Origin of the sequence: Sphingobacterium kyonggiense (genome assembly GCF_039536825.1) — a bacterium.
Lineage (GTDB): Bacteria > Bacteroidota > Bacteroidia > Sphingobacteriales > Sphingobacteriaceae > Sphingobacterium > Sphingobacterium kyonggiense.
Window position 1 is genome coordinate 40,764 of record NZ_BAAAZI010000006.1, and the last position, 23,983, is coordinate 64,746.

Here is a 23,983-nt window from a genome sequence, read left to right on the forward strand (position 1 = left end):
CTCAACAGTGTGTATTTCGTGTAAACTGTTAAATATGATTAACTTTATTAAAATCCTAATTGTTGTTATGGATTTTTGACTATTTTTGCCAACAAGAGTTTAAAATTAGCACAAAAATAACATTCATATTTCATTTTGAAGGCTTTAAGTTGTTTTTTCCTTACCCTATTGCTTTTTTTCGTCGGTTTGTCTTGTGTACAGGGCCAGGTGGAAAGGACTTCCAAAGAGCAATCTGTTACAAATGATACCACGAAGAATGCTCTTCAGGATACCAGTAAAAACAGCTTTAAGGAGGTTTCTGGACAAGATACAGTCCTTATGAAAGATGAAGGTGGACTGGAGACGGTGGTCACCATTACCGCCAATGATTCCTCTTGGAATCAAGTGAGTAAAAATATTCTACACTTGTTCAAAGGTGCTAAAGTAAAATATCAAGGCTTTGAACTTGCCGCTGATTACATTCGATTAGACCGAAATACCAATGTTTTATTTGCTTCAGGCGTTAAAGACCATAACGGGAAATATGTCGGTAGACCCGTGGTGATTATGCCTGGAGAAGCACCAATTGCGGTGGATTCCTTGTTGTATAACTATAAAACACAAGTACCAAAAACCTTTGGTGTCATGACCGAGGTAGATGGTGGTTATATTCAAGCAAGAGAAGTTCGTAAGAATATTTACGATGAAATGTCGCTGTACAAGGGTTTGTACAGTACCTGTAATTTGCCCTATCCACATACACACTTTGGTATACAAATCAGCAAAGGTGTAATTACGCAAAAGCAAATTATTGCTGGACCATCTTATTTGGTGGTTGAAAATATCCCGTTAAAATTTATTGCTATTCCTTTTGGATTCTTTCCAAAACAAGATAAAAAGAGTTCAGGATTTTTATTTCCATCATTTGGAGAAGATGCTGCCCGTGGTTTCGCGATGCGAGACTTAGGATGGTATTTGGCTTTCAATGATTATTGGGACTCAGAGATTCGTGGTAACTTATACTCTAAAGGAACTTGGGAAGCTAGCGTTCGTACGCAATATCTCGTGAACTATAAGTTCAGTGGTAACTTCAATTTGCGTTATGGTTCTTTCGTGGAAGGCGTAGAGGGTACCCCATCCTATGGACGTAGTAAGGATTTCAACTTTACGTGGAATCACACACAACGACAAGAGGCTAATCCTGGTACCTCATTCTCTGCTGCGGTAAACTTTGGTTCTAGATCTTATCTACAACGTTCTGCTGCAGGCGGTACTTATGACATGCAAGCTGCTACTAACAACCGTATGAACTCTTCCATTGCCTATGGTAAAGTATTTGCAGATGGTAAGATCAATTTCACTTCCAACTTACGCCATGAGCAAGACTTAGCTACTGGTCGTTTGTCATTGGATTTACCAACCATCAGTTTGAACGTATCAACCTTTAACCCTTTTGACTCGAAAGATCGTATCGGTGAGCAGAAGTGGTATCAACGAATTACGGTAGGTTATAGCATGCAGGCACAAAACCGGATTGTAACAATGGATAGCTTGTTGTTCCGTAAAGAGTCGCTAAAGGATTTTACCAACGGTATGCAACATAACATACCGGTGAGTTTAAGTTTAAATGCCTTCAAATATTTTCAGTTTAATACTTCAGTTAACTATACAGAACGTTGGTATTTGCAATCTGTTCGTAATAGATTGTCTAACCAGTTGAATGGTTATAAAATGGTACGCGATACGATTCAAGGATTTAAACGTGCTTATGATTATTCGGTTTCTTCAGGTCTTTCGACCAAGGTATATGGTATGTACCCTAAGATGGGTAAGATTGAAGGTATTCGACACGTTATTACGCCTTCGGTAAACGTGAATTATCGTCCAGATTTTGGGATAGAGCGTTATGGCTATTTCAAGAATTACATGGATACCACTGGGGTAACCAGAAGGTATTCTATTTTTGAAAATGGAATTTATGGTTCACCATCTGAGGGTAAATCCTTTGGTATTGGTTTCTCCATTGATAACAATATTGAAGCAAAAATTAGAGATGACAAGGATACTACAGGATCTGGATTTAAGAAGATTCCGATTATTCAAGGTCTGACCTTCTCTGGAAACTACAATATGGCAGCTGACTCCTTGAAGTTGTCGCAGATTAGTTTCTCAGGTCGTACATCACTTTTCAATCAAAAGGTTAACATCAATTTCAGTGGATCCTTTGATCCCTATTCCTACGATAAATATACCGGACAACGGATTGATCGTTTTGCTATAAAGGATGGTAATCTTGCTCGTTTAACGAATATGGGGCTTTCCTTTGACTATAGCTTCAATCCAAAGGCTAATGAAAGAAGGAGTGATAATATTGACTCTTTGCGTAATAGTATGCCTAATATGACGAAGGAACAGGCTGATGCATTGGCAAGAATTAGTACCGATCCGAATGCTTTTGTGGATTTCAATATTCCATGGAATCTGGCGGGGTCTTTCAGTATGAATTATGCCCGTGTCTTTGACAACCAAGTCAGAAGAATGGAAACCCGATTAACCAGTACGGTAAGTATACATGGTGACTTTAATGTTACTCCAAAATGGAAAGTGCAGTTTAGTTCGACCTATGATATTGTAAATAATGAGCCTACGGCAACCCAGATCAGTATATATCGCGATTTGCACTGTTGGGATATGTCCATAGGATGGGTTCCGATGGGACGATTTAAGAGTTACAACATCACCATTCGAGCTAAAGCATCCATACTACAAGATTTGAAGTTGACGAAACGACAGAGTCATTACGTCTATTAACCACGATAAATCCATCTACTATGAAAGCTGAGATTATTACCATTGGTGATGAAATCCTGCTAGGACAAGTAGTTGATACCAACTCCGCATGGTTGGGTCAGCAGTTATTTGACTTGCAGATCCATGTTCAGCAGATTACCTCGATTACAGATTCCGAAGAACATATTTTACAAGCTTTAACCGAAGCTAGTCAACGTGCCGATGTGATTATATGCACCGGAGGTCTTGGGCCTACTCGTGATGATGTGACCAAGGCAACTGCAGCCAAGTTCTTTCAGACCGAATTAGTGCATAATGAAGAAGTTTTAGAACATGTAAAGCAGATCTTTGCAAGGTTCAATAGAACCATGCCAGATATGAATTATGGTCAAGCTTCTATCTTAGCAAATGCGGAAGTGCTGTTCAACGATTGGGGGACAGCTCCTGGTATGTGGGTACAGCAAGGAGAACAAGTATTTATATTCTTGCCTGGGGTTCCATATGAGATGAAGAATCTGATGCAACATCGTGCAATTCCTAAGTTGAAAGCATTTCACAGTGCCGAAAAGCTCGTGCTAAGATATATTTTGACTGTTGGTATTGGCGAGTCGCATTTGGCAGAAAGCATTGCTGATATTGAAGATTCCTTTCCGAGTTCAGCGCATTTGGCGTACTTGCCAAAGATCGGGATGGTGCGATTGCGATTAACCCTTAACGGAAAGGATCTGAAAGAATTAAACAGAACTGCTGATGACCTACAGCAGCGATTAATAGATCGTATAGGTTCGGCTGTTATTGCGACAGAAGACTTGAGCTTTGAAGAAGTCATTGTGCGTGATTTTGTGAAACATAATTGTACTTTAGCTACTGCAGAGAGTTGTACGGGTGGAAATATTGCTAGACTGATTACGGAGGTTTCCGGAGCAAGTGAGATGTTTTTAGGTGCTATTGTATCCTATGCCAATGAAGTCAAAGTTTCCCAATTGGGCGTTTCTGAGGAAACTTTAAAGGAGCATGGAGCAGTAAGCGAAGAAACCGTCATTCAGATGGCTAAGGGAGCTCAGGAGCGATTGCATACCAGTTATGCTGTTGCTACGAGTGGTATTGCTGGTCCAGGAGGAGGCACGGCTGAGAAGCCAGTAGGAATGATTTGGGTAGCGGTAGCAGGCAAGAATTCCGTGCAAACGAAGCTGTTTCAATTCCATGGAGATCGATTAATCAATATTGAAAGAGCTACAAATCAGGCCTTATTGATGTTATGGAATTTATATCGCCAAGAGAACCAAGATTAACCGAATTATATTTTTCACAATAAAATAATTAAACTATTAAATTTTGTTTCCTTGTGATTCGAGTTTTAATAATTAACTTAGTGGTCTTACAATCCAAATAAAAAATAGATGGCTATATATGAACTTATCCTTCCCAAGATGGGAGAAAGCGTATCAGAAGCTACGTTGACCAAATGGGTTAAACAAATTGGAGATCAGATTGACGAAGATGATGCTGTTGCAGAAATTGCTACAGATAAGGTTGATTCTGAAGTTCCTTCGCCTGTTCGTGGTATATTAAAAGAAAGATTGTTTGACGAGAATCAGGTCATTCAAGTGGGTGAAGTAATTGCCTTGATCGAGATTGAAGGTGCGGATTCAAGTCCAGCCGCTAACCATACGACCGAAGTTTCAGAACCACAACCGATAGAAGAGGCTGAGCCAACTAATGAGGTTGAAGAGGTTATAGAAGAATCCTCAACAGAAGAACAGATCCCTGGTATTTCGCAGATTGCAGAACGTCCTATAGAAACAAATCATGAGCCGAGTGATATTCATTCAGGTATTCGTTTTTATTCACCACTCGTACGTAATATCGCACAAGAGGAAGGCATTTCTCAATCCGAGTTAGATGCAATTCCGGGTACTGGTGCCGAAGGTCGTGTAACCAAGCAAGACGTTTTGAATTATATTCAGAATCGTCAGGGTGGTTCGCCATCAACAGGACAAAATAAAGTTTCCACAACTACTCCTGCCACTACTTCTACAGATAACCAAGCAAAGACTGCAACAGCTCCAGTACAAGTAGTGAAAAGCTCAGGTTCTGATGAAATAATTGAAATGGATCGCATGCGTCGCTTAATTGCAGATCATATGGTTCATTCTGTTTCTACTTCTCCACATGTATTCTCTGTGGTCGAAGCCGATGTAACCAATTTGGTGAACTGGAGAAATAAAGTAAAAGATGCTTATAAGAAAGCTGAAGGTGAGAATATCACCTTTACGCCGCTTATCATAGAAGCCATTGCAAAGGCTATTAAAGACTTCCCAATGATCAATGTTTCGGTAGATGGATACAACATCATTAAAAAGAAAAACATCAACATTGGAATGGCTGCAGCACTTCCTAGTGGTAACCTTATTGTACCTGTGATTAAGAATGTGGATCAGTTAAGTCTAACTGGTATATCTCGTTCCGTAAATGATTTAGCAGTTCGTGCTCGTGGGAATAAATTAAAACCAGATGATACCCAAGGTGGTACTTTCACCTTTACGAATATTGGGGCATTTGGAAACATATTCGGTATGCCAATCATCAATCAGCCGCAGGCAGCTATTATGGCTGTAGGAACTATTAAAAAGAAACCTGCTGTATTGGAGACTGAATTTGGTGATGTGATTGCTGTAAGACACATGATGTATATCTCCATGTCTTATGACCACCGTGTAATTGATGGTGCTTTAGGTGGAAGTTTTATCCGTCGTGTAGCAGATTATTTAGAGAACTGGGATGTTGATCGGACCATCTAATTTAAAATAGAAAATATAAGGTAATCCAAATAAGAATGCCTAATCCCTAAAAAAAGCTGTATTGTTCTGATACAGCTTTTTTATGTTTTATCCTATTGTAAAGATAGATCTACTTGATGGATTAGTTTCTTTTGAATCATATATCGATAGCGCAAGAAGAGTAGGATAGAGGATGTTAATAATCCTAATGTTAATCCATACCATATTCCTTTTACGCCTATTTGTAATTCTATTCCCAGATAATAAGCAACCGGTAATCCAACTACCCAATAGGCAAAGAAGGTGATAAAGGTTGGAATATTCACATCGCCCATACCCCTTAAAACACCTAATCCTACGACTTGGGTTCCATCGAATAATTGGAACATACCTGCTATGATTAACAATGGGGCCGCCATTGCAATTACCGTTAAATCCTTTGAAATAATATATGGTAGGTATTGATTAAATACCGCAAATATCAAGGCACAGATCAACATAAAGACAATCACTAAATGATAGGAAACCGTAGCGAATTTCTGTAACCTGAAGTAATTTTTATTTCCAAAGCTATTACCGATTTTTATGGTCGCAGCAGAGGCTATTCCACTTGCCATCATATAGGTCATTGCGGCCAGTGTAATGGCCGTTTGGTGTGCTGCCTGTTCTGTAGCACCAATCTTACCAGCAATTAAAGCAGCGCCAGCAAAAGCACCAATTTCAAAGACGAATTGCATAGCTACTGGAGCTCCTATCTTCAATACCTGCTTAATTCGGCTGAAGTCAATGAATCGAATAGAGAAATGTTGGATATAGCGTTTGAAATTCTTAGACGATAAAACATACCAAGCCATAACGGCCATCATCAATATCCTGTCAATCAAGGTGGCAATACCCACTCCACGAACACCCATAGGTTCTATACCAAACATTCCTTTTACAAGGATTATCGCTAGAACGACATTCAATATATTACCCCAGATGGTGATATTCATGGCTTGTTTGGTAAAGCCTAACCCTTCAGCAAATTGCTTGAAGGTGTTGAATACCATTAAAGGAAGAATGGAAAGACTTAATATCAGTAGATAGGGTTTAGCTGTATTTACTACTTCAGGATCTTGATCAGCATGCTGCATGGCATACATGGATCCATAATAGACAGCAAGAAACAAGATAATGGCTGAAATAATATTTAACCAAAAGCTATTGGAAAGTAGTTTGGCACATTCTTGATAATTGGAACGGCCATTCTCTTGTGCAATTAGTGGCGTTAGTCCGAAGGCAATACCTAATCCGATAACCAACACCACCATAAAAACGGAATGGACTAAGGAAACAGCAGCTAAAGAAATAGTTCCTGCAAATTGCCCAACAATAATTGTATCGGCAGTTTGCACGAGTGTATGTCCCAATTGGGATATCACCACCGGGCCTGCGAGGGCCATGCTGCTGAGGTAATAAATCTTGTTGGATTTGTAGAAATTGAACATAAAAATCGACTTGAGCCGACAAATGTACAAAGTTTAAACTGCAATAAATGTCTGAATCAAGTTAACTTTTTGTGTATTTACACAGGCATTCTTGCTAATGGCGCAATGTCCTGACCAACAAAATCCTTGATTAAGAACTTTTGGTATCCGGCAATAGCGATCATGGCTGCATTATCTGTGCAGTATTCAAATTTAGGGATGTAAACATTCCATTTATAGCGTTTTCCCATCTCGATTAATGACTCTCTTAATCCAGAATTAGCAGAAACACCACCGGCTATGGCAATCTCTTTCACCCCGGTTTCCTTCGCTGCCTTCTTCAATTTATTGAGTAAAATCGAAACAATACGGCTTTGAACGGATGCACATAAATCATCAATACGCTCGGTAAGGAAATTAGGATTCTTTTTCAATTCAGCTTGAACCAAGTAAAGTATGGCCGTCTTAAGTCCCGAGAAGCTAAAGTTTAAGTCTGGAATTTGAGGTTCTGGAAGTTTAAAAGCATCAGGATTACCAAGGTTAGCGTGTTTGTCTACTAATGGACCTCCTGGATATGGGAGGTCTAATATTTTGGCGGTCTTATCAAATGCTTCACCTGCAGCATCATCTAAAGTTTCCCCCAATAATTCCATTTCAAAGTAATTTTTGACCAAAACTATTTGCGTATGGCCACCAGATACGGTTAGACACAAGAATGGGAATTGAGGTTTTGGATCTTCAATAAAATGCGCTAGGATATGCGCTTGCATGTGATTTACTTCAATCAATGGGATATCCAATGCCAATGCAAAGGACTTGGAGAAGGATGTGCCGACCAATAAAGAACCTAAAAGTCCAGGTCCCCGTGTAAAGGCTACTGCATCTATCTCATTTTTATGTATTTTTGCCTCAGCAATAGCTTGATCTACTGTGGGAATGATGTTTTGCTGATGGGCTCTAGAAGCTAACTCTGGAACCACCCCTCCGTATTTCGCATGAACTGCTTGTCCAGCAATAATATTTGCCTTAATTTCGCCATCTATACAGATAGAGGCCGAAGTTTCGTCACAAGATGATTCTATTCCAAGGATGATGGCCATGATGAAGGAAGTAATTTAAATAAAGTACAAAAGTATCAAAAAAATACTTAAAATAACGTCTATATGCCTGCTTAGCATTCTTGCTCTGCTGACAATCGCCGTATTCTCTCTTCAATTTCCTGCTGTACAAACATTGGTTTCTAAACGAGTAGCATCATACCTCTCCAAAGAATTAAATGCCAAGGTAGAGCTGGACCATATCTACCTCAAGCCTTTCTCTGAATTGACATTGACAGGTTTCAAATTATCTGATCAATCTGGTAAACCACTTATGCAAGCCAAGGAATTGCATGCTGACTTGAAACTCCGTAAAATCTTCCAAAATAAAATAACCATTGAAGAGCTTAGTTTGGAAGAAGGATATGCCGATTTACATTTCTATAAGGACAGTTCCAACTTTAAGTTCTTGGTGGATTACTTCAGCCCTAAGAAAACAGACGAAAAGAAAAAGAAGAAAGAAATGGAGTTGAAACTCCATAATGTAACCTTAATTAATAACCATTTTAAAGTTTATAATCACAATCAAAAATACCATCCTAAAGGTGTTGATTTTGGAGATTTAGACCTAACGAATATTTCAGGGAAATTTAAAAATATCCAACAGGATACTAGCAGTCTGCAGGCGGATATTGAGAAGTTTACTTTAAAGGATAAGTCGGGTTTTCACTTGAAGGAATTATCTGCTGAAGCTTTTGTTGGTGATAAGGCCATGGAATTTGACCGCTTAAAGATTATTACCAATAATTCCAAAATGGGGCGTTATCTTAAATTCTCTTATGATGACTTTGGAGACTTCTCGGATTTTATTGATAAAATTCAAATTGAAAGTACATTAGAGAATACCTTCGTTGACTCTAAGGACATTGAATTCTTTGCTCCGGAACTGAAATATGTCAAGTTCAAAGCGCAGGTCCTACAAGCAAAGGTAGATGGGACAGTAAGTAAATTGCGAGCTGCTACAGCTCACCTTAAAACAGGGAAGGAGACAGAGCTTGTAGGTGATTTCAGTATTACGGGATTGCCTGATATCAATAAAACAATCTTTGATTTTCAATTACAAAGTCTAAAAAGTTCTGCTCAAGATGTAGAAGTTTTGGTTCCTCAATTGGCAAATAAAGCAACTTTCAAACTTCCAGAGCAACTCCACAAATTTGGAAATATTGATTTTAAAGGTACTTTCCATGGTTTATACAATTTGTTCGATGTAAATGGTAATTTTACCACTGCCTTAGGTAACTTAAAATCGACTAGCAAGATCAACATTCAGAATGGTATTGCCTATGAAGGAAATGTAGCTTCTTCTGAATTCCAGCTTGGTAATCTTTTAAACAATAATACGCTTAAGAAAACAGGATTTAACTTTGAATTCAATGGTAAAGGTCTTGAATTAGATGAGTTGCAATTGGATGCTGCAGGTGATTTAAAACAACTTCAATTAGGCGATTATCAATATGACAGTGTATTTGTCAATGCCCAATTCAAAGATAAACTAGTGGAATTAATTGGTGATATCAAAGACAAGAATATCCGACTAGGTTATGAGTCTTCCATCAATTTCCGAGAGCCAGAAACTTTTTACGATGTCTATGCTGATATTGAGAAAATCAATTTCAAGAAGATGGGAATTGTCAAAAAGGATAGTATTCTCATCTACAATACCAGTATCCATACGCAGTTAAAAGGTAATAGTTTAAATGATCTTAATGGAGATTTATATAGTGATCAAATCTCCATGAGTAGCTCCAAAGGAGAGTTCAATATTAAGGATGTATATTTCTCCGCTCAAGGGAATGAGAAGGATAGGCAATTCAATTTGAAATCCAATGTAATGGATGGTGAAATGAAGGGGGTAATCGATCTGAATACTATTGTTCCTTATTTCAAAGCATTGGCTATGCGTTATGCCCCAGCCATTGGTTTACCCCTAGAACCGTACAATCCACAGATATTTGATCTAAAGGTGGATCTTAAATCTTTTGAACCTGTATCTGCATTCCTAGACCCTAATTTAACCTTAGAGGATGGAGCAAGCTTAGAAGCACATTTCTCTTCAGAAGATTATACGGCAAGTTTCAATGCCTTTAGCCCATTTGTTAAGTACAAAGGCTTTAATCTTGAAAATATTAAAATTCAAGAGAATGCAGATGAACATGCTTTTTCATTGAAACTGAATGCAGATAAACTTATCTTCAGTGATAGCCTATTCGTTGATAATATTGAAATAAAAAATATCTTATCGAATGACAGTTTGATCTTTTCTGTCAATGGTGCGCATGAGACCGATCCTAACTACATGCGTTTAAATGGAAATATTCACTTTGCGCATAACCTACCAGCCTACATTAAGTTCACCCAATCAAAGATTATCCTTAATCGGGAACCTTGGACCTTCAATACCGATGCTGAAATGCGGGTATCCAAAGGGAAGTTTTATCTGCAAAATCTTGTAGCCAGCCAAGAGAAACAAAGAGTGACTTTTAATGGCGTACTCTCCAATGAAGATGATAAATTGGATGTTGCATTTAATCACTTTAATCTTAAGTCCCTGGAAAGCATCTTAAGCCCAATGGGAATACAGTTGAGTGGTGAATTAAATGGAAATATAGAGTTACACTCCATTTTTAAGAAACCTTACTTGTCAGCCAATGTGAATACCACGCCTTTGGTATATAACCAGATTCCGATAGGTAATCTTAAATTATTAGCTGACTTTGTCCCAGAACAGAAGATTGCGAATATTGATTTGCAGTTATTGGATGAACTCCAAAGAGGTTTGGTACTGAAGGGAACCTATATGGTAGGAGAGGGTGAACAAGAACTGAACTTGAAGGGTAATTTGAATGAAACAGAGCTAATCTTATTGCAACCTTTTGTGCGTAATTTAGCATCTAATTTACAAGGTAGAATAAATGCTGAAATCAATATTGGCGGTACACTAAAGAATCCATCCTTTAATGGTTTGGCGAAAATACCTTCTGCATCATTTGTTGTCAATTACCTGAAGACAGCCTATGTATTCCAGAATCAAACGGCTATAGTTGATAATAACATTATCCGTATTCAGAATCTAAGTTTCAGTGATGCTCAAGGGCATCAAGCTACAGCTGCTGGAAATATTGATCTGAATAACCTAAGCAATCCTTCCATTGATGTGCAGGTTGCGGCAAATGATGTAATGATCCTAAATACCACTTACAAGGATAATAATATCTATTATGGTACAGCCTATGCGACAGGAACCTTTGCCTTCAAAGGACAAACCTCTGCAATTGATATCGATATTAAGGCACGTTCGGAAAAGAATACCAGCATCAGTATTCCTTTTAATACAGCAATGACCATTTCCGACAGTGATTTTATTTACTTTGTGAGTAAGGATTCCTCCGAGAATAAAGAGAATGCCAACCGTTATTTCTTAAAGGGAATGACCATGAATATGGACCTGGAATTAACCCCTGATGCAGAGGTCAATCTTCAAACCGATCTAGGGACTCTAAAAGGAAATGGTAATGGAGAGATCTCTTTGAAGATCTCCAGTTTGGGTGACTTTGAAATGTTTGGTGATTACGTGGTCAACTCTGGTAAATTCCATTTTACAGCACAGGATTTCATTAATAAATACTTTGACATCAAGCAAGGTGGTACCATCCGTTGGACGGGATCTCCTGAAGGAGCAAACATTAACATGGTTGCACTTTATCAGCAGCGAACAAGTATTGGAGATCTTTACAATGCAGCAGGTAGAGCAGGCCAAGATGAACGTGTATTAGCTCAGGCGGATATGATTATCAAAGGTACATTGAGTCAACCTGATGTTACTTTTGATCTAAACTTTCCACAGAACCCTTATGTGAAGGATGAATTACAAGCCTATTTATCCGATGCCAATAACGTCAATCAACAAGCATTAAGCTTGATTATCCGTCGTAGTTTCTCGGCAGGTTCTTCGAATAATGATGTCGGAAAAGAAGTGAATAATACCCTCTTATCTGCAGGTACAGAAATTGCCTTTAATCAGTTGAATAATATTTTAGCCCAATCCTTAAACATCAACTTTCTGGACTTCAATATCAAGTCGTTTAACGATGCCTCAGCATCATTCCGATTCTTTAATGATCGTCTTGTACTAACAGGAGGAATTGTTGACCGAAGAAATATCCAAACAACGGATTTAACTTTCTTCTCGAATCAGGTTGCTACCGATGCGGAATTAACCTACAAGGTGAGAAGGGACGGTAGCCTTGTTTTTAGAGCCTACAATAGACTAAATACTCGAAACATACTGTTCACCCCTACAGATGATTATATCAATGCTGTGGGCCTTGTTTACCGTCAGGAATTCAATACGCTTGGAGAGTTCTGGAGAAGAATGTGGACTTTCAAAACAAAGCGTGATACTGTTCAGCCCGTTAGTCTTCCCAAGCAAGACTCTGTAAAGAATGACCTTAACCCTTTTTAGGTAAAAAGGCAATCGCCAATTCTTTCCATTCCTCTTCTAGGCTTCCTTTAAATTCTGACTTTTTAGCCCGATTATACCAATACCGAGCGTTCCATAAATCGCCTTCAACTCGATGTAAATAAGCATGCACATGTGCCGATGATAAATCAGAAAGTTGATCGACCAAATCATGAGCCTTCTTCCAATCACCCTTAGCATCATACCAAAGGGATTGTAATTGAACGGACCATGTTGATTCTGGATGTTGCTCTTGCTGAATATGTGCTGTAAATTCTGTAAGTGTCATGCTCAAAAATACAGCAATAAAAATAGATTAACTGGTATGGATTATTAAAAAAGGCTGGATTGTGAATAATCCAGCCATGATCTCTTATTTGAATTTACTTGCTAATGCTGCAAGTTTACTTGCCATATCTGTTTCAGGCGCTTTGTTTTCTCGATGATCTCTTTTTTCAGATCGTTTTCTTGGACCCTTATCCTCTGTTTTCATGGTTAGGCCGATGCGGTTTCTACGTTCATCAATTTCCGTAACTTGAACCATCACCTGCTGTTGAACTTTTACCACCTCATGTGGGTCTGAAACATAATGATTTGCTAATTGACTTAAGTGCACCAATCCATCTTGATGAACACCAATGTCGACGAAAGCACCAAAATTAGTAATGTTCGTAACGATACCCGGTAATTTCATACCAACTTTTAGATCCGAAATACTATTCACGCCTTCTGTAAAGGAGAAGCTTTCAAATTTCTCTCGAGGATCTAATCCAGGTTTGGCTAATTCATTCAAAATATCATTTAATGTAGGTAGACCAACTTCTTCCGAAGTATATTTTTGAAGATTTACTTTCTTGCGTAAAGCATCATCTTTTATCAATTCAGGAATGGTGACATTCAAGTCTTTTGCCATTTGTTCAACCAAAGCATAGCGCTCAGGGTGTACAGCTGAAGCATCTAATGGATGCTCCCCATGACGAATACGTAAGAAACCTGCTGCTTGTTCAAATGCCTTGTCACCTAAGCGAGGTACCTTTTTCAATTCCCTACGTGACTTGAATGGTCCGTTTTCTTTGCGATAATTAACGATTTGTTGAGCTAGGGCAGGACCTAAACCCGATATATAAGCTAGAATCTGCTTAGATGCTGTATTTAATTCTACACCAACTGCATTCACACAAGAGATAACCGTGTCATCTAGGGCTGATTGCAATTTATTTTGATCAACATCGTGCTGATATTGTCCAACACCAATAGATTTAGGATCTATCTTCACCAATTCTGCCAATGGATCCATTAATCGACGGCCAATAGATACGGCACCACGTACGGTAACATCATAATCTGGAAACTCCTCACGAGCAGTTTCTGATGCAGAATAAATGGAAGCACCGCTCTCATTCACCATAACGACTGTCACATCTGCTAACTTTAATTTGCGAACAAAATCTTCAGTTTCTCGACCTGCAGTTCCATTCCCAATTGCGATTGCCTCAATATCGTACTTCGATACCAAGTGCTTCACTGTTTTCTCTGCTTCTGCTAAACCACCTGCTCCATTGTGTGGGAAGATGGCCGTATTCTCTAACAGATTACCCTGAGCATCTAAAACCACCGTTTTACAACCTGTTCTAAAGCCAGGGTCAATAGCTAATAATCTCTTTTGCCCAAGTGGTGCTGCCAATAATAATTGACGTACATTGTCAGCAAATACTTTGATCGCTTCCACATCGGCACGCTGACGTGTCAATACACGAACTTCAGTTTCCATGGAAGGTTTCAATAGGCGCTTGTAGCTGTCTTGAAGTGCTAACTCTACCTGATCTGATGAGTCATTTTTAGCTTTGATGAATTGTTTGGCAATCCCTGGCAATACCGCTGTTTCCTCTACATCAACATCTAAGTATAACAATTCCTCTTTCTCCCCACGACGCATAGCTAAAACACGGTGAGAAGGTGCATCTTTCAATGATTCAGACCACTCGAAATAATCCTTATATTTCAAAGCGGCCTCTTCTTTTCCAGGTACTACTCGAGAAACAAATTTCCCTTTTTCTAAGATGACCTTTCTGGTATGTGCTCTTACCTCGGCATCCTCAGCAATCTGCTCAGCAATAATATCACGAGCACCTGCTAATGCTTCTTCCAGATTGTTTACTCCCTTTTCTTCATCAATGTAATCGGCAGCGGCGATTTCAACATCAACTTTATCCTGGGCCAATAAAACATCCGCCAATGGCTGAAGGCCTTTCTCTCTAGCCATGGAAGCACGAGTACGGCGTTTTGGTTTGTAAGGAAGATAAATGTCCTCCAGTACAGCCATCGTCTCTGCAGTTTTCACTTGCTCTTCTAGGGCAGGAGTTAATTTACCCTGCTCCGTAATAGACTTTAATACCGCTTCTTTACGCTTATCCAATTCGCGTAATTGCTGTACACGATCTCGAATTGCCGCAATCTGGACCTCATCTAAACTGCCCGTCACTTCTTTCCTATAACGTGCAATAAAAGGAATGGTAGCTCCCTCATCCAATAAGGCTAAAGTGCTGTGCACTTGTTTTTCGCTGATAGCTAATTCCTGCGATACAATTAATTCGTGGGATGTAATCATACTCAATAGAAAAAATAAGCTGTTGACTATTCATCAACAGCTTAATAATATTTTTAAAAATTATTTATTAGGCGTTTTTAGTTCCATGATCTTCTTTCGAAGCATGTTCTTCTGTAGATTGTCCTTCAGTTGATGATGTAGTTTGGTCTGCATCATTGGTAACTTGTTCGTTATTATCAAAATGGTCTTTGTAACCATAGCTGTAATAATCTTCTTCCGTAGGTGTTCTATATGGCTGATGTTCGTAAGTACCAGAAGGTGCAGAAAACTGTGGAGTTTTCTTTTCTTTTACCTCAGCATTTTCATTCCCTTCCGACTCTTGTGCGTTATTTGCATAACTTTCTGTAGGGTTTACGGAAGTGGAATTATCGCTTTCCGGTTCTTTTTCTATATCCGCCTTCACATCATCAATCTCCTTCTCAAAATTATTTATCTGATCTGAAATTTCGCGTTTTATGCCTTCAGATGCATCTTTAAACTCACGAATCCCCTTGCCTAAACCTCTCGCTAACTCCGGTAATTTCTTCCCTCCAAATAGTAATAGTGCTACCAAGATAATAACAACCATCTCTTGAGTACCAATATTCAAAAACGCTAAATTCATCGCTTCTCTTCTTTTATTTAATATGCTAAGGTAAGCCTATTATTTTTTTTCAACAATAATTAACTGTAATTATTTCGTAACAAGGGGAGACCGCTTCGCTAATAGATGGGAGATATGAGACCGCTTCGCTGTTAGACGTTAAGTATCATTAGAAAGGAATCCATTTCCAACTCAGAGCGAAGCGAAGAATCTCTCTTCCCACCCAAAAGACCACGTCACGAAGCTAGCTGAGTGAACTTCAAACTATGCAGATCAGAAATAATTAACTTATTGAATATTGAATATTGGAAAATGGATAATGGATATTGGATAACGGTCGAAGCATGCTACGACCCTACTGTTATGGTGCTTAGGGATAATAAAATCACGATTGTTTGTAGGGGCGATGCATGCATCGCCCGCATATCTCAAATTCTTTTCCCCCTTTCTATCTCACATCTCATATCTAACAGCGCATCGGTCTACCCCTCAAATTCCACCTTAATTTCCACTTTCTTACCATCATTGCCGAGTTGCCAATCTGGTCCATTTTGGATAATCTGAATTGCTTTTTGGTTCAATTCTGGGTTGCTGCTATTCTTCACCTTAAAGTCAAATGGTCGACCAAAGGAGGAGATATCAAACACAAGTGTAACTGTACCTTTTCCAGCTAGAGATTGTGCTGTTTGGTCCTTTAAGTATTTCTTGTATGCTGTCCAGCCAGCAAGTGGTTCCGATTTAAATCGACTGCTTTTACCACCATAACCAACTACGGTCACTTCTTCAACCATGCTCATTTCTGGTTGTAGTTGTACAATTTTATTATTGCTGGCGATGATACGTTTCGTTTCATATCCTAGGGATAAAATCTCCAATTCTTGGTTTTTGGAAGATAAAGGCATGATGTATTGTCCGGATGAATCCGTAACTGTTACCTCATTAGTTTTGATATCTCTGACAGTGACATGCGCCAAAGGTCTTCCCGAGTTTTGATCTAATACGCGTCCAGTAGCTATTGTCTTTTTATCTTGAGCGGAGGATAGTGGTGCAGAGCCTACAATAACATTTCGCTTCCGATCAGTATTTCCACGAAGTACTATAGTCGATTCGTTCAACGCCATATTCTCCGAGTAATAATCCTGCATTTTGTTTTGAGCGATGTAGTTATTATCTGCTTTTTCTTCCTTGGTTCTTTTTGCTCCAAAGGAGTCCGCAGACACGTGGCTTCCCGAAGGTACAGAAGGTAATGTTAAGGTAGGCCGTTGAATTTCGACTACTGCCTCATCCGATGTTCGTTTGTTCTTGGCATTCGGGTTATGAAAAGCTATTCGCTGCTCCTCGATCGGCTCATCAATTATGCTGTCGATTGGAGCTACATTGACCGTAGTGTCAGCAGGAGATGCCATCTCGGTATGTGCAATACTATCTTCATACTTAAGCGTAGATTGCTCCCTATTCATGTACCAGATCATACCGATACCAAAGGCAAGTAATAAAGTAGCTGCAATGGATAACCAACGGTATTTATTGAAATTGATGACTTTCTGCGGATGCGTACGTTCGTATATAGCACTATCCAAATCTTTTTGATCCAGTTCAGAACCTAATTCCTTCTCTGCTTCCAATCCTAGGATTAAATCCATCAACAACTCATCTTGATGAGAGGCTTTTTCTATGGCATACATCTCCGAAGGACTTAATTCCCCGTTGACATATTTCCTTAAATAAGCGATATCAAAATGATTATTCATGATTGCTCCTTTCCATGCAGATTTTCAGATTTCGCTTTCCGTTCTGAATATAACTCTTTACATCGTTCAAACTAAAGCCTGTCAAATCTGCTACTTCCTTATAACATTTCTGTTCGATGAAGAATAGCTGAATACTCTGTCTTTGCTTTTCCATTAATCCGTCTAAACAACGTTCCATGCGACTCAATTGCTCCTCTTTCTCCGAATAGTTTTCCTCCTGATGCAGGTTTACTCCAAATTCCACAAAATCATCTGTAACAATTTCAACCTTACTTTTTGCAGAACGAAGGGCCATCAAGCAATGGTTCTTACCAACAACATATAACCACCTGGGAAAATCCTGTATCGTTTGTTTCTTGACTTTTTCAATGAGTTCTTCGAAGATGTGCATCACAGCGTCTTTGCTACGCTCAGGCTCCTTAAAGTACCTTAAACAAACATAATAGAGCATCTCGCTGTGCCGTTGAAAGAGATCACCCAAATGTATAAGATCACCAGTCTCCAAGTAGGCTTGGAGGAGTTCGTCGTCAGTATGATTGGTTTGCTTAGACAAATTGTAACGGCTTAATTATGGCTGAAAAATAATTTTTTTTTCTCGTTTATGGAAATTTCATTTTTAATGCATCCCTTGAGAAAATTTACACGCTATGAAAAGAATCATCTATTTATTCGCCGTCTTAATCCTTCTAGTAGGTGCAGACCAGGCAATTGCCGCAGAAATATCAGGATATGTAAGGGACAATGCTGATAAAAAAGCTTTAGCTGGAGTACAAGTTTTAGTGAAAAATAAAAATATGGCTACGACCACTGATAAGAACGGATTCTATAAAATTAATGCAGAATCTGGAGATCTATTGTTGTTTTCCTATATAGGATATAAAACTAAAGAGGTAAAAGTCCCAAAAAGCAATAGCTTGAATGTACTATTGGATCAAGGATTTGAAGTTTTAGAAGAAATAGTGGTCCAAAGTTACGGCAAAAACACGAGGGTGAAAGGACAAATTGTTGGTAGTGCCAATATGGGTGTTAGAATTTCAATGCCTAGAGCAATGGATTCGGAGACTTATCAGGACATCAAGGAGAATACTTTTTTATCTCCCTTGAAAGACCCGCTTTCTACCTTCGCAGTCGATGTAGATGCTGCCTCCTATAGCAATGTGCGTAGGATGATCAATGCCGGTCAATTACCTCCAAAGGATGCTGTACGTGTAGAGGAAATGATCAATTATTTCCAATACAACCTTAATCCACCTACTAATGGTGATCCTGTTAAGATTTATACCGAACTATCGGTTGCTCCTTGGAATCCAGAGCATAAATTAATGCGTATTGCATTGAAAGCTAAAAATATGCCTACAGAAAAATTACCAGCATCGAATTTTGTATTTCTGATCGATGTATCTGGTTCTATGTTTGGAGCCAACCGTCTTCCTTTGGTTAAATCTTCTTTGAAGTTATTAGTAGATCAATTAAGACCAGAAGATAAAGTGGCTATTGTGACTTATGCAGGTTCAGCTGGTTTAAAACTCAAAAGTACTTCAGGAAGTCAGAAGATGACTATAAAGCAAGCCATAGATGAGTTAGAGGCAGGTGGATCAACTGCTGGTGGTGCTGGTATCAAGCTGGCATACAATATTGCAAAAGAAAACTTCATAAAAGATGGTAATAACCGTATTGTCTTAGCCACAGATGGCGATTTTAATGTCGGAGCTTCATCTGATGAAGCGATGGAAGATCTGATAAGCAGAGAACGTCAAAGCGGTGTTAATTTAACTGTGCTTGGTTATGGTATGGGAAATTTGAAAGACAGCAAAATGGAGATACTTGCCAATAAAGGACACGGAAATTACGCCTATATCGATAACATTTCAGAAGCCCGTAAGGCTATGGTGACCGAATTTGGAGGAACTATGTTTACTGTTGCCAAAGATGTCAAAATTCAGGTTGAATTTAATCCTGCCTATGTGCAAGCCTATCGTTTAGTTGGCTATGAAAACCGTTTATTGGAAGCAGAGGATTTTAATAACGATACGAAATTAGGTGGTGATATGGGGGTAGGGCATACCGTGACTGCGCTGTATGAACTTATTCCTACTGGTATCATTTCACAAATCTTTGGAAAAGTTGATCCATTGAAATACCAAAAGGATAAGCAAGCGCCTGCTGGAGCTAGCAATGGTGAATTGGCAACAGTCAAATTCCGTTATAAAGAACCGACTAGCGATCGAAGTAAATTACAACAACAGGTAGTGTCAGATAAAGCTATAGCTATTGAAAATGCAAGTGAAGATTTTCGCTTTGCTACTGCAGTTGCCGAGTTTGGAATGCTTATCCGTAATTCGGACTTCAAACAAAAAGCAAACTTCCAAAGTTTAATTACTCGCGCAAAAGCAGCTAAAGGTAAAGATGACGAAGGTTATCGGGCAGAGTTTATCCGTATGGCCGAAAATAGTAAATCATTGTTCGATACCAATGGATTTAAAGAAAGCGAATAATAATGATGGAATAACTCATTCCCATTCATAAATAGGGTGCAAAGAAAAAGAGGAATATCAAATTCCTCTTTTTTTTATATTCTAATCAATTAAATCCTTATACAATTTCTAATTAAGCTTACTTATCGTGTTTTTGTTTTTCCTTCCACTGTTGCGCAAAGGATTTATTAGCAATTTTTGGTAATTCTCTTTTATCACCCCAAGCTTTTTTGAAGAAATTGCGCACAAAGAAGTTCTTTGTTTTTCCGCCGACGAAGTCTATTAATTTACGCTTTTGTATAGCCCAGGTAAACATCTTCCAGCCTTTTTTCTCCATCGAGGTAGCCATGCCTTCTTGCACGGAATCACGACGATTTAATAACAGCATTTTCTGAATATCAATTCCCACAGGACAAACTTCTGTACACTTCCCACATAAAGAAGATGCAAAGCTTAAGTGTTTGAATTCCTTCATGCCATTCAAGTGCGGAGAGATCAAGGAGCCTATTGGTCCTTGATAGGTGGTTTCATAGGTGTGTCCACCGATATTTTGATATATAGGGCAAACATTCAAACATGCTCCACAGCGAATACAATAAAGTCCTTGACGTTGTTCCTTTTGTTCCAAAACATTGGTGCGGCCATTATCCAGAAGGATCACATACATTTCTTCAGGCCCATCACGTTCCGTTCCTTTTTTCGGTCCGGATAATAAGGTGTTATACACCGTTAAGTTCTGCCCGGTACCATGTGAAGCCAATAATGGCCAGAACAAATCCAGGTCATTCATATTCGGGATAACCTTTTCAATTCCGACTACAGCAATATGTACCTTTGGAAAGGTAGTCGTTAATCGAGCATTACCTTCGTTTTCTGTAATCGCGATACTTCCTGTATCAGCAACCAGAAAATTAGCACCCGAAATACCGATATCAGCTGTGGTATATTTCTCCCTTAGAATCTCACGAGCCTTCATGGTCAATTCTTCTGCACTGGCCTCCAAAGGTGTGTCGAATTTCTCATGAAATAACTTGGCGATATCTTCCAGACTCAAGTGCATAGCCGGAGTCACAAAATGATAAGGCTTATGACCTAATAATTGGATAATAAATTCACCTAAATCACTCTCAATGGTTTCAATTCCTTTCTTTTCCAGGAAATGATTCAATTCAATTTCCTCTGTAGCCATGGATTTAGATTTTACGACCGACTGAGCACCATGATGCTCCATGATACGCCAAATCTCTTCTTGTGCCTCTTGAATATCATTTGCCCAAATAACCCGACCTCCATTAGCCGTAAAATTAGACTCAAAGTCCAATAGGTACTTATCCAAATTCTCCATCACCTTCCATTTAATCAAGTTTGCCTTGATCTTGGAATTCTCTAAATCAAAGAATTTACTTTTTCCCTTTTCAAAAGCAACATTATATTTATCAATACCTGTATTGATAATCTGACGATGACGAGTGTCAAAAGATTTTGTCTCGCTATCTTGTAGAAATTTGTCAGCTATTGTTTGTGCCATAGGGATGGAGTTGAATTCTTGCAAAAATAAAAGTTGGCCGGGATACAGCCAACTTTTAAATATAGTAATTTAATATAAATGTTAAACGCTTATCGTCAATTATTGTTTTGGTTCAATAACATTCAAGCTTAACTCATCCAATTGTTCTTTGGCGATTGTTGCAGGCGCATCAATCATCACATCACGTCCGGAATTGTTTTTAGGGAATGCGATAAAGTCACGAATAGTTTCTTGACCACCTAATATTGCTACTAAACGGTCTAGACCAAACGCTAATCCTCCGTGTGGTGGAGCACCGTATTGGAAAGCATTCATTAAGAAACCAAATTGATCTTGTGCTTGTTCTTCCGTAAAACCAAGGTGCTTAAACATCAAAGCTTGCATATCTTTATCGTGGATACGGATGGAACCACCACCGATCTCATTACCGTTCAATACCAAGTCATAAGCATTTGCACGAACCTTTCCAGGATCAGTGTCTAATAAAGGCATATCCTCTATTTTCGGAGAAGTGAATGGGTGGTGCATCGCATGATAACGGCCACTTTCTTCATCCCATTCCAATAATGGGAAATCAATAACCCAAAGAGGAGCAAATTCATTAGGCTTACGCAATCCTAATCGATTGCCCAATTCCATACGTAATGCACTTAGCTGTGCTCTTGTTTTGTTGGCTGGACCTGAAAGCACCAGGATTAAATCTCCAGCTTTCGCACCAGTAGCTTCTGCCCATTTTGCTAAATCTGCCTGATCGTAAAATTTATCGACTGAAGATTTATAGCTTCCATCAGCTTCACATTTGACATATACCATACCCGAAGCACCAACCTGAGGGCGTTTTACCCAATCCGTTAGTTCATCAATTTGCTTACGTGTATAAGACGCTGCCTCTGGTACCGCAATACCAACTACTAATTCCGCATTATTGAAAATGGCAAACTCCTTATGTTGAGCAACAGCATTCAATTCGCCGAACTTCATGCCGAAACGAATATCCGGTTTGTCATTACCATAAGTTCTCATCGCCTCATCAAAGGTCATTCTAGGGAATTGCTCAATTTCAATCCCATGAATGTTCTTTAATAGATGACGAGTCATACCTTCAAATACGTTTAAGATATCTTCTTGTTCTACGAAGGACATTTCACAGTCAATCTGCGTGAACTCAGGTTGTCTATCCGCACGTAAATCCTCATCACGGAAACACTTCACGATTTGGAAATATTTATCTAGGCCACCCACCATTAACAATTGCTTGAATGTTTGTGGAGATTGAGGAAGCGCATAGAATTGTCCTGGATTCATTCTTGATGGAACGATAAAGTCACGTGCCCCTTCTGGAGTAGACTTAATTAAATAGGGTGTTTCAACCTCACAAAAATCTAAACTCGAAAGGTAATTACGAACTTCTTGAGCCACCTTATGGCGGAATAATAAGGAATTCTTTACCGGATTACGGCGAATATCTAAATAACGATATTTCATACGGATATCTTCACCGCCATCAGTATCATCTTCAATGGTGAATGGAGGTAACTTGGATTCATTTAGAACTTCCAAATCACTCACTTTAATTTCTATTTCACCAGTAGGAATCTTATTGTTTTTGCTGGAACGCTCAATGACGGTTCCAGTTACTTTGATTACATACTCCCGGCCCAATTCTCTAGCCTTGCTGCGTAATGCCTCATCATCCTCACTGTTGAAAGTCAGCTGGGTAATGCCATAACGATCTCTAACATCGATAAAGGTCATCCCACCTAAATCACGAGATTTCTGCACCCATCCACTTAGGGTTACCTTTTTTCCGAGGTCTGTGATTCTCAATTCGCCACAAGTATGTGTTCTATGCATGATTATTTTTTAATTTTTTTGCGTTACAAAATTATCGGATTTATGTGAGATAGACAATAGAATAGCAGAATACAACCAAAATGAACAAAAATGACCGGAAATGATAGGGGTTAATAGATAATAGATAATAGATAACAGACAACAGAAATCAGATTGGAGGATATTCTTGATGGCGGGCGATGCATGCATCGATCCTACAAACAATCGTGAAAATATTGGCAATCTTACCACAACCGTAGGGCCGAAGCCTGCTTCGACCGTTCCCCCATTCTATCTCATATCTCACATCTAATAGCGTAGCGGTCTCACATCTACTTTTTCCTTTTTTTTCTGTTGTCTTTTGTCTGTGGTCTAACTATCTATTACAAGGGTTTTCTTCGATACTCTAACGGATCTCCTTCGGAACTTGTTCGGATCTCCTTCGGATCTCGTTCGGTTCCGACCGAACGAGATCCGAAGGAGATCCCTATCAGATCCTAGGAAATTCCCTAAGTGTAGCGAATCCATATACTGTCAATATCGAGTGAAATATAACCTTGTCTTAACTTCTTCCAGACCGAATAGCTTATCGTTTTTGACCTATCCTAATATCTACCAATTGGACAATCGTT

14 protein-coding genes are annotated in these 23,983 nt (G+C 39.0%); 5 read left to right on the plus strand and 9 right to left on the minus strand.

The features are described from left to right. Positions 1 to 207 precede the first annotated feature (207 nt). From ABD676_RS05095 to ABD676_RS05105, 3 genes are all read left to right on the plus strand, one after another. Positions 208 to 2,790 (plus strand): putative LPS assembly protein LptD, encoded by a 2,583-nt coding sequence (locus ABD676_RS05095; RefSeq protein WP_344673513.1) that lies wholly within the window; start codon positions 208 to 210, stop codon positions 2,788 to 2,790. Between the two features lie 20 nt (positions 2,791 to 2,810). After that, positions 2,811 to 4,061 (plus strand): competence/damage-inducible protein A, encoded by a 1,251-nt coding sequence (locus ABD676_RS05100; RefSeq protein ID WP_344673514.1) that lies wholly within the window; start codon positions 2,811 to 2,813, stop codon positions 4,059 to 4,061. Positions 4,062 to 4,169: 108 nt separating this feature from the next. Continuing rightward, positions 4,170 to 5,570, plus strand: coding sequence for a dihydrolipoamide acetyltransferase family protein (locus ABD676_RS05105; protein ID WP_344673515.1), 1,401 nt, complete (start codon positions 4,170 to 4,172; stop codon positions 5,568 to 5,570). Between the two features lie 92 nt (positions 5,571 to 5,662). Here ABD676_RS05105 and ABD676_RS05110 read toward each other — a convergent pair whose 3' ends face one another. Further along, positions 5,663 to 7,039 (minus strand): MATE family efflux transporter, encoded by a 1,377-nt coding sequence (locus ABD676_RS05110; protein ID WP_344673516.1) that lies wholly within the window; start codon positions 7,037 to 7,039, stop codon positions 5,663 to 5,665. Positions 7,040 to 7,116: 77 nt separating this feature from the next. Then, positions 7,117 to 8,118, minus strand: a complete 1,002-nt coding sequence (tsaD, locus tag ABD676_RS05115; RefSeq protein ID WP_344673517.1) for a tRNA (adenosine(37)-N6)-threonylcarbamoyltransferase complex transferase subunit TsaD — start codon at positions 8,116 to 8,118, stop codon at positions 7,117 to 7,119. Positions 8,119 to 8,212: 94 nt separating this feature from the next. On the opposite strand from tsaD, the gene ABD676_RS05120 reads away from it, so the two are divergent. Beyond that, positions 8,213 to 12,577: a translocation/assembly module TamB domain-containing protein gene (locus ABD676_RS05120; RefSeq protein ID WP_486387593.1), complete on the plus strand. Its 4,365-nt coding sequence runs from the start codon at positions 8,213 to 8,215 to the stop codon at positions 12,575 to 12,577. Here the strand turns inward: ABD676_RS05120 and ABD676_RS05125 are convergent. From ABD676_RS05125 to ABD676_RS05145, 5 genes are all read right to left on the minus strand, one after another. Further along, on the minus strand, positions 12,564 to 12,863 hold the full coding sequence (locus ABD676_RS05125; protein WP_344673519.1) for a hypothetical protein: 300 nt from the start codon (positions 12,861 to 12,863) through the stop codon (positions 12,564 to 12,566). The genes ABD676_RS05120 and ABD676_RS05125 overlap by 14 nt on opposite strands. An 84-nt stretch (positions 12,864 to 12,947) precedes the next feature. Next, the gene (locus ABD676_RS05130; RefSeq protein WP_344673520.1) at positions 12,948 to 15,182 is read right to left on the minus strand and encodes a Tex family protein; all 2,235 of its coding nucleotides are present in this window, start codon (positions 15,180 to 15,182) and stop codon (positions 12,948 to 12,950) included. Positions 15,183 to 15,249: 67 nt separating this feature from the next. After that, on the minus strand, positions 15,250 to 15,786 hold the full coding sequence (locus tag ABD676_RS05135) for a Sec-independent protein translocase subunit TatA/TatB (RefSeq protein WP_344673521.1): 537 nt from the start codon (positions 15,784 to 15,786) through the stop codon (positions 15,250 to 15,252). A 461-nt stretch (positions 15,787 to 16,247) separates the two neighbouring features. Further along, positions 16,248 to 17,516, minus strand: a complete 1,269-nt coding sequence (locus ABD676_RS05140; protein ID WP_344673522.1) for a carboxypeptidase-like regulatory domain-containing protein — start codon at positions 17,514 to 17,516, stop codon at positions 16,248 to 16,250. Further along, on the minus strand, positions 17,509 to 18,069 hold the full coding sequence (locus ABD676_RS05145; protein ID WP_344673523.1) for an RNA polymerase sigma factor: 561 nt from the start codon (positions 18,067 to 18,069) through the stop codon (positions 17,509 to 17,511). The genes ABD676_RS05140 and ABD676_RS05145 overlap by 8 nt, the downstream gene beginning before the upstream one ends. 94 nt (positions 18,070 to 18,163) lie before the next feature. On the opposite strand from ABD676_RS05145, the gene ABD676_RS05150 reads away from it, so the two are divergent. Further along, positions 18,164 to 20,011 (plus strand): vWA domain-containing protein, encoded by a 1,848-nt coding sequence (locus ABD676_RS05150; protein ID WP_344673524.1) that lies wholly within the window; start codon positions 18,164 to 18,166, stop codon positions 20,009 to 20,011. A 118-nt stretch (positions 20,012 to 20,129) separates the two neighbouring features. Here ABD676_RS05150 and ABD676_RS05155 read toward each other — a convergent pair whose 3' ends face one another. Continuing rightward, positions 20,130 to 21,518, minus strand: a complete 1,389-nt coding sequence (locus tag ABD676_RS05155) for a LutB/LldF family L-lactate oxidation iron-sulfur protein (protein WP_344673525.1) — start codon at positions 21,516 to 21,518, stop codon at positions 20,130 to 20,132. Positions 21,519 to 21,617: 99 nt separating this feature from the next. Further along, the gene (aspS, locus tag ABD676_RS05160; RefSeq protein ID WP_344673526.1) at positions 21,618 to 23,372 is read right to left on the minus strand and encodes an aspartate--tRNA ligase; all 1,755 of its coding nucleotides are present in this window, start codon (positions 23,370 to 23,372) and stop codon (positions 21,618 to 21,620) included. Positions 23,373 to 23,983 lie beyond the last annotated feature (611 nt).

Coding starts and splice junctions, on each gene's coding strand:
- ABD676_RS05100 (WP_344673514.1), top strand. CDS start 2,811: ATGAAAGCTGAGATTATTACCATTGGTGATGAAATCCTGCTAGGACAA.
- ABD676_RS05105 (WP_344673515.1), top strand. CDS start 4,170: ATGGCTATATATGAACTTATCCTTCCCAAGATGGGAGAAAGCGTATCA.
- ABD676_RS05110 (WP_344673516.1), bottom strand. CDS start 7,039: ATGTTCAATTTCTACAAATCCAACAAGATTTATTACCTCAGCAGCATG.
- ABD676_RS05135 (WP_344673521.1), bottom strand. CDS start 15,786: ATGAATTTAGCGTTTTTGAATATTGGTACTCAAGAGATGGTTGTTATT.
- ABD676_RS05150 (WP_344673524.1), top strand. CDS start 18,164: ATGAAAAGAATCATCTATTTATTCGCCGTCTTAATCCTTCTAGTAGGT.
- ABD676_RS05125 (WP_344673519.1), bottom strand. CDS start 12,863: ATGACACTTACAGAATTTACAGCACATATTCAGCAAGAGCAACATCCA.
- aspS (WP_344673526.1), bottom strand. CDS start 23,372: ATGCATAGAACACATACTTGTGGCGAATTGAGAATCACAGACCTCGGA.
- ABD676_RS05140 (WP_344673522.1), bottom strand. CDS start 17,516: ATGAATAATCATTTTGATATCGCTTATTTAAGGAAATATGTCAACGGG.
- ABD676_RS05130 (WP_344673520.1), bottom strand. CDS start 15,182: ATGATTACATCCCACGAATTAATTGTATCGCAGGAATTAGCTATCAGC.
- tsaD (WP_344673517.1), bottom strand. CDS start 8,118: ATGGCCATCATCCTTGGAATAGAATCATCTTGTGACGAAACTTCGGCC.
- ABD676_RS05155 (WP_344673525.1), bottom strand. CDS start 21,518: ATGGCACAAACAATAGCTGACAAATTTCTACAAGATAGCGAGACAAAA.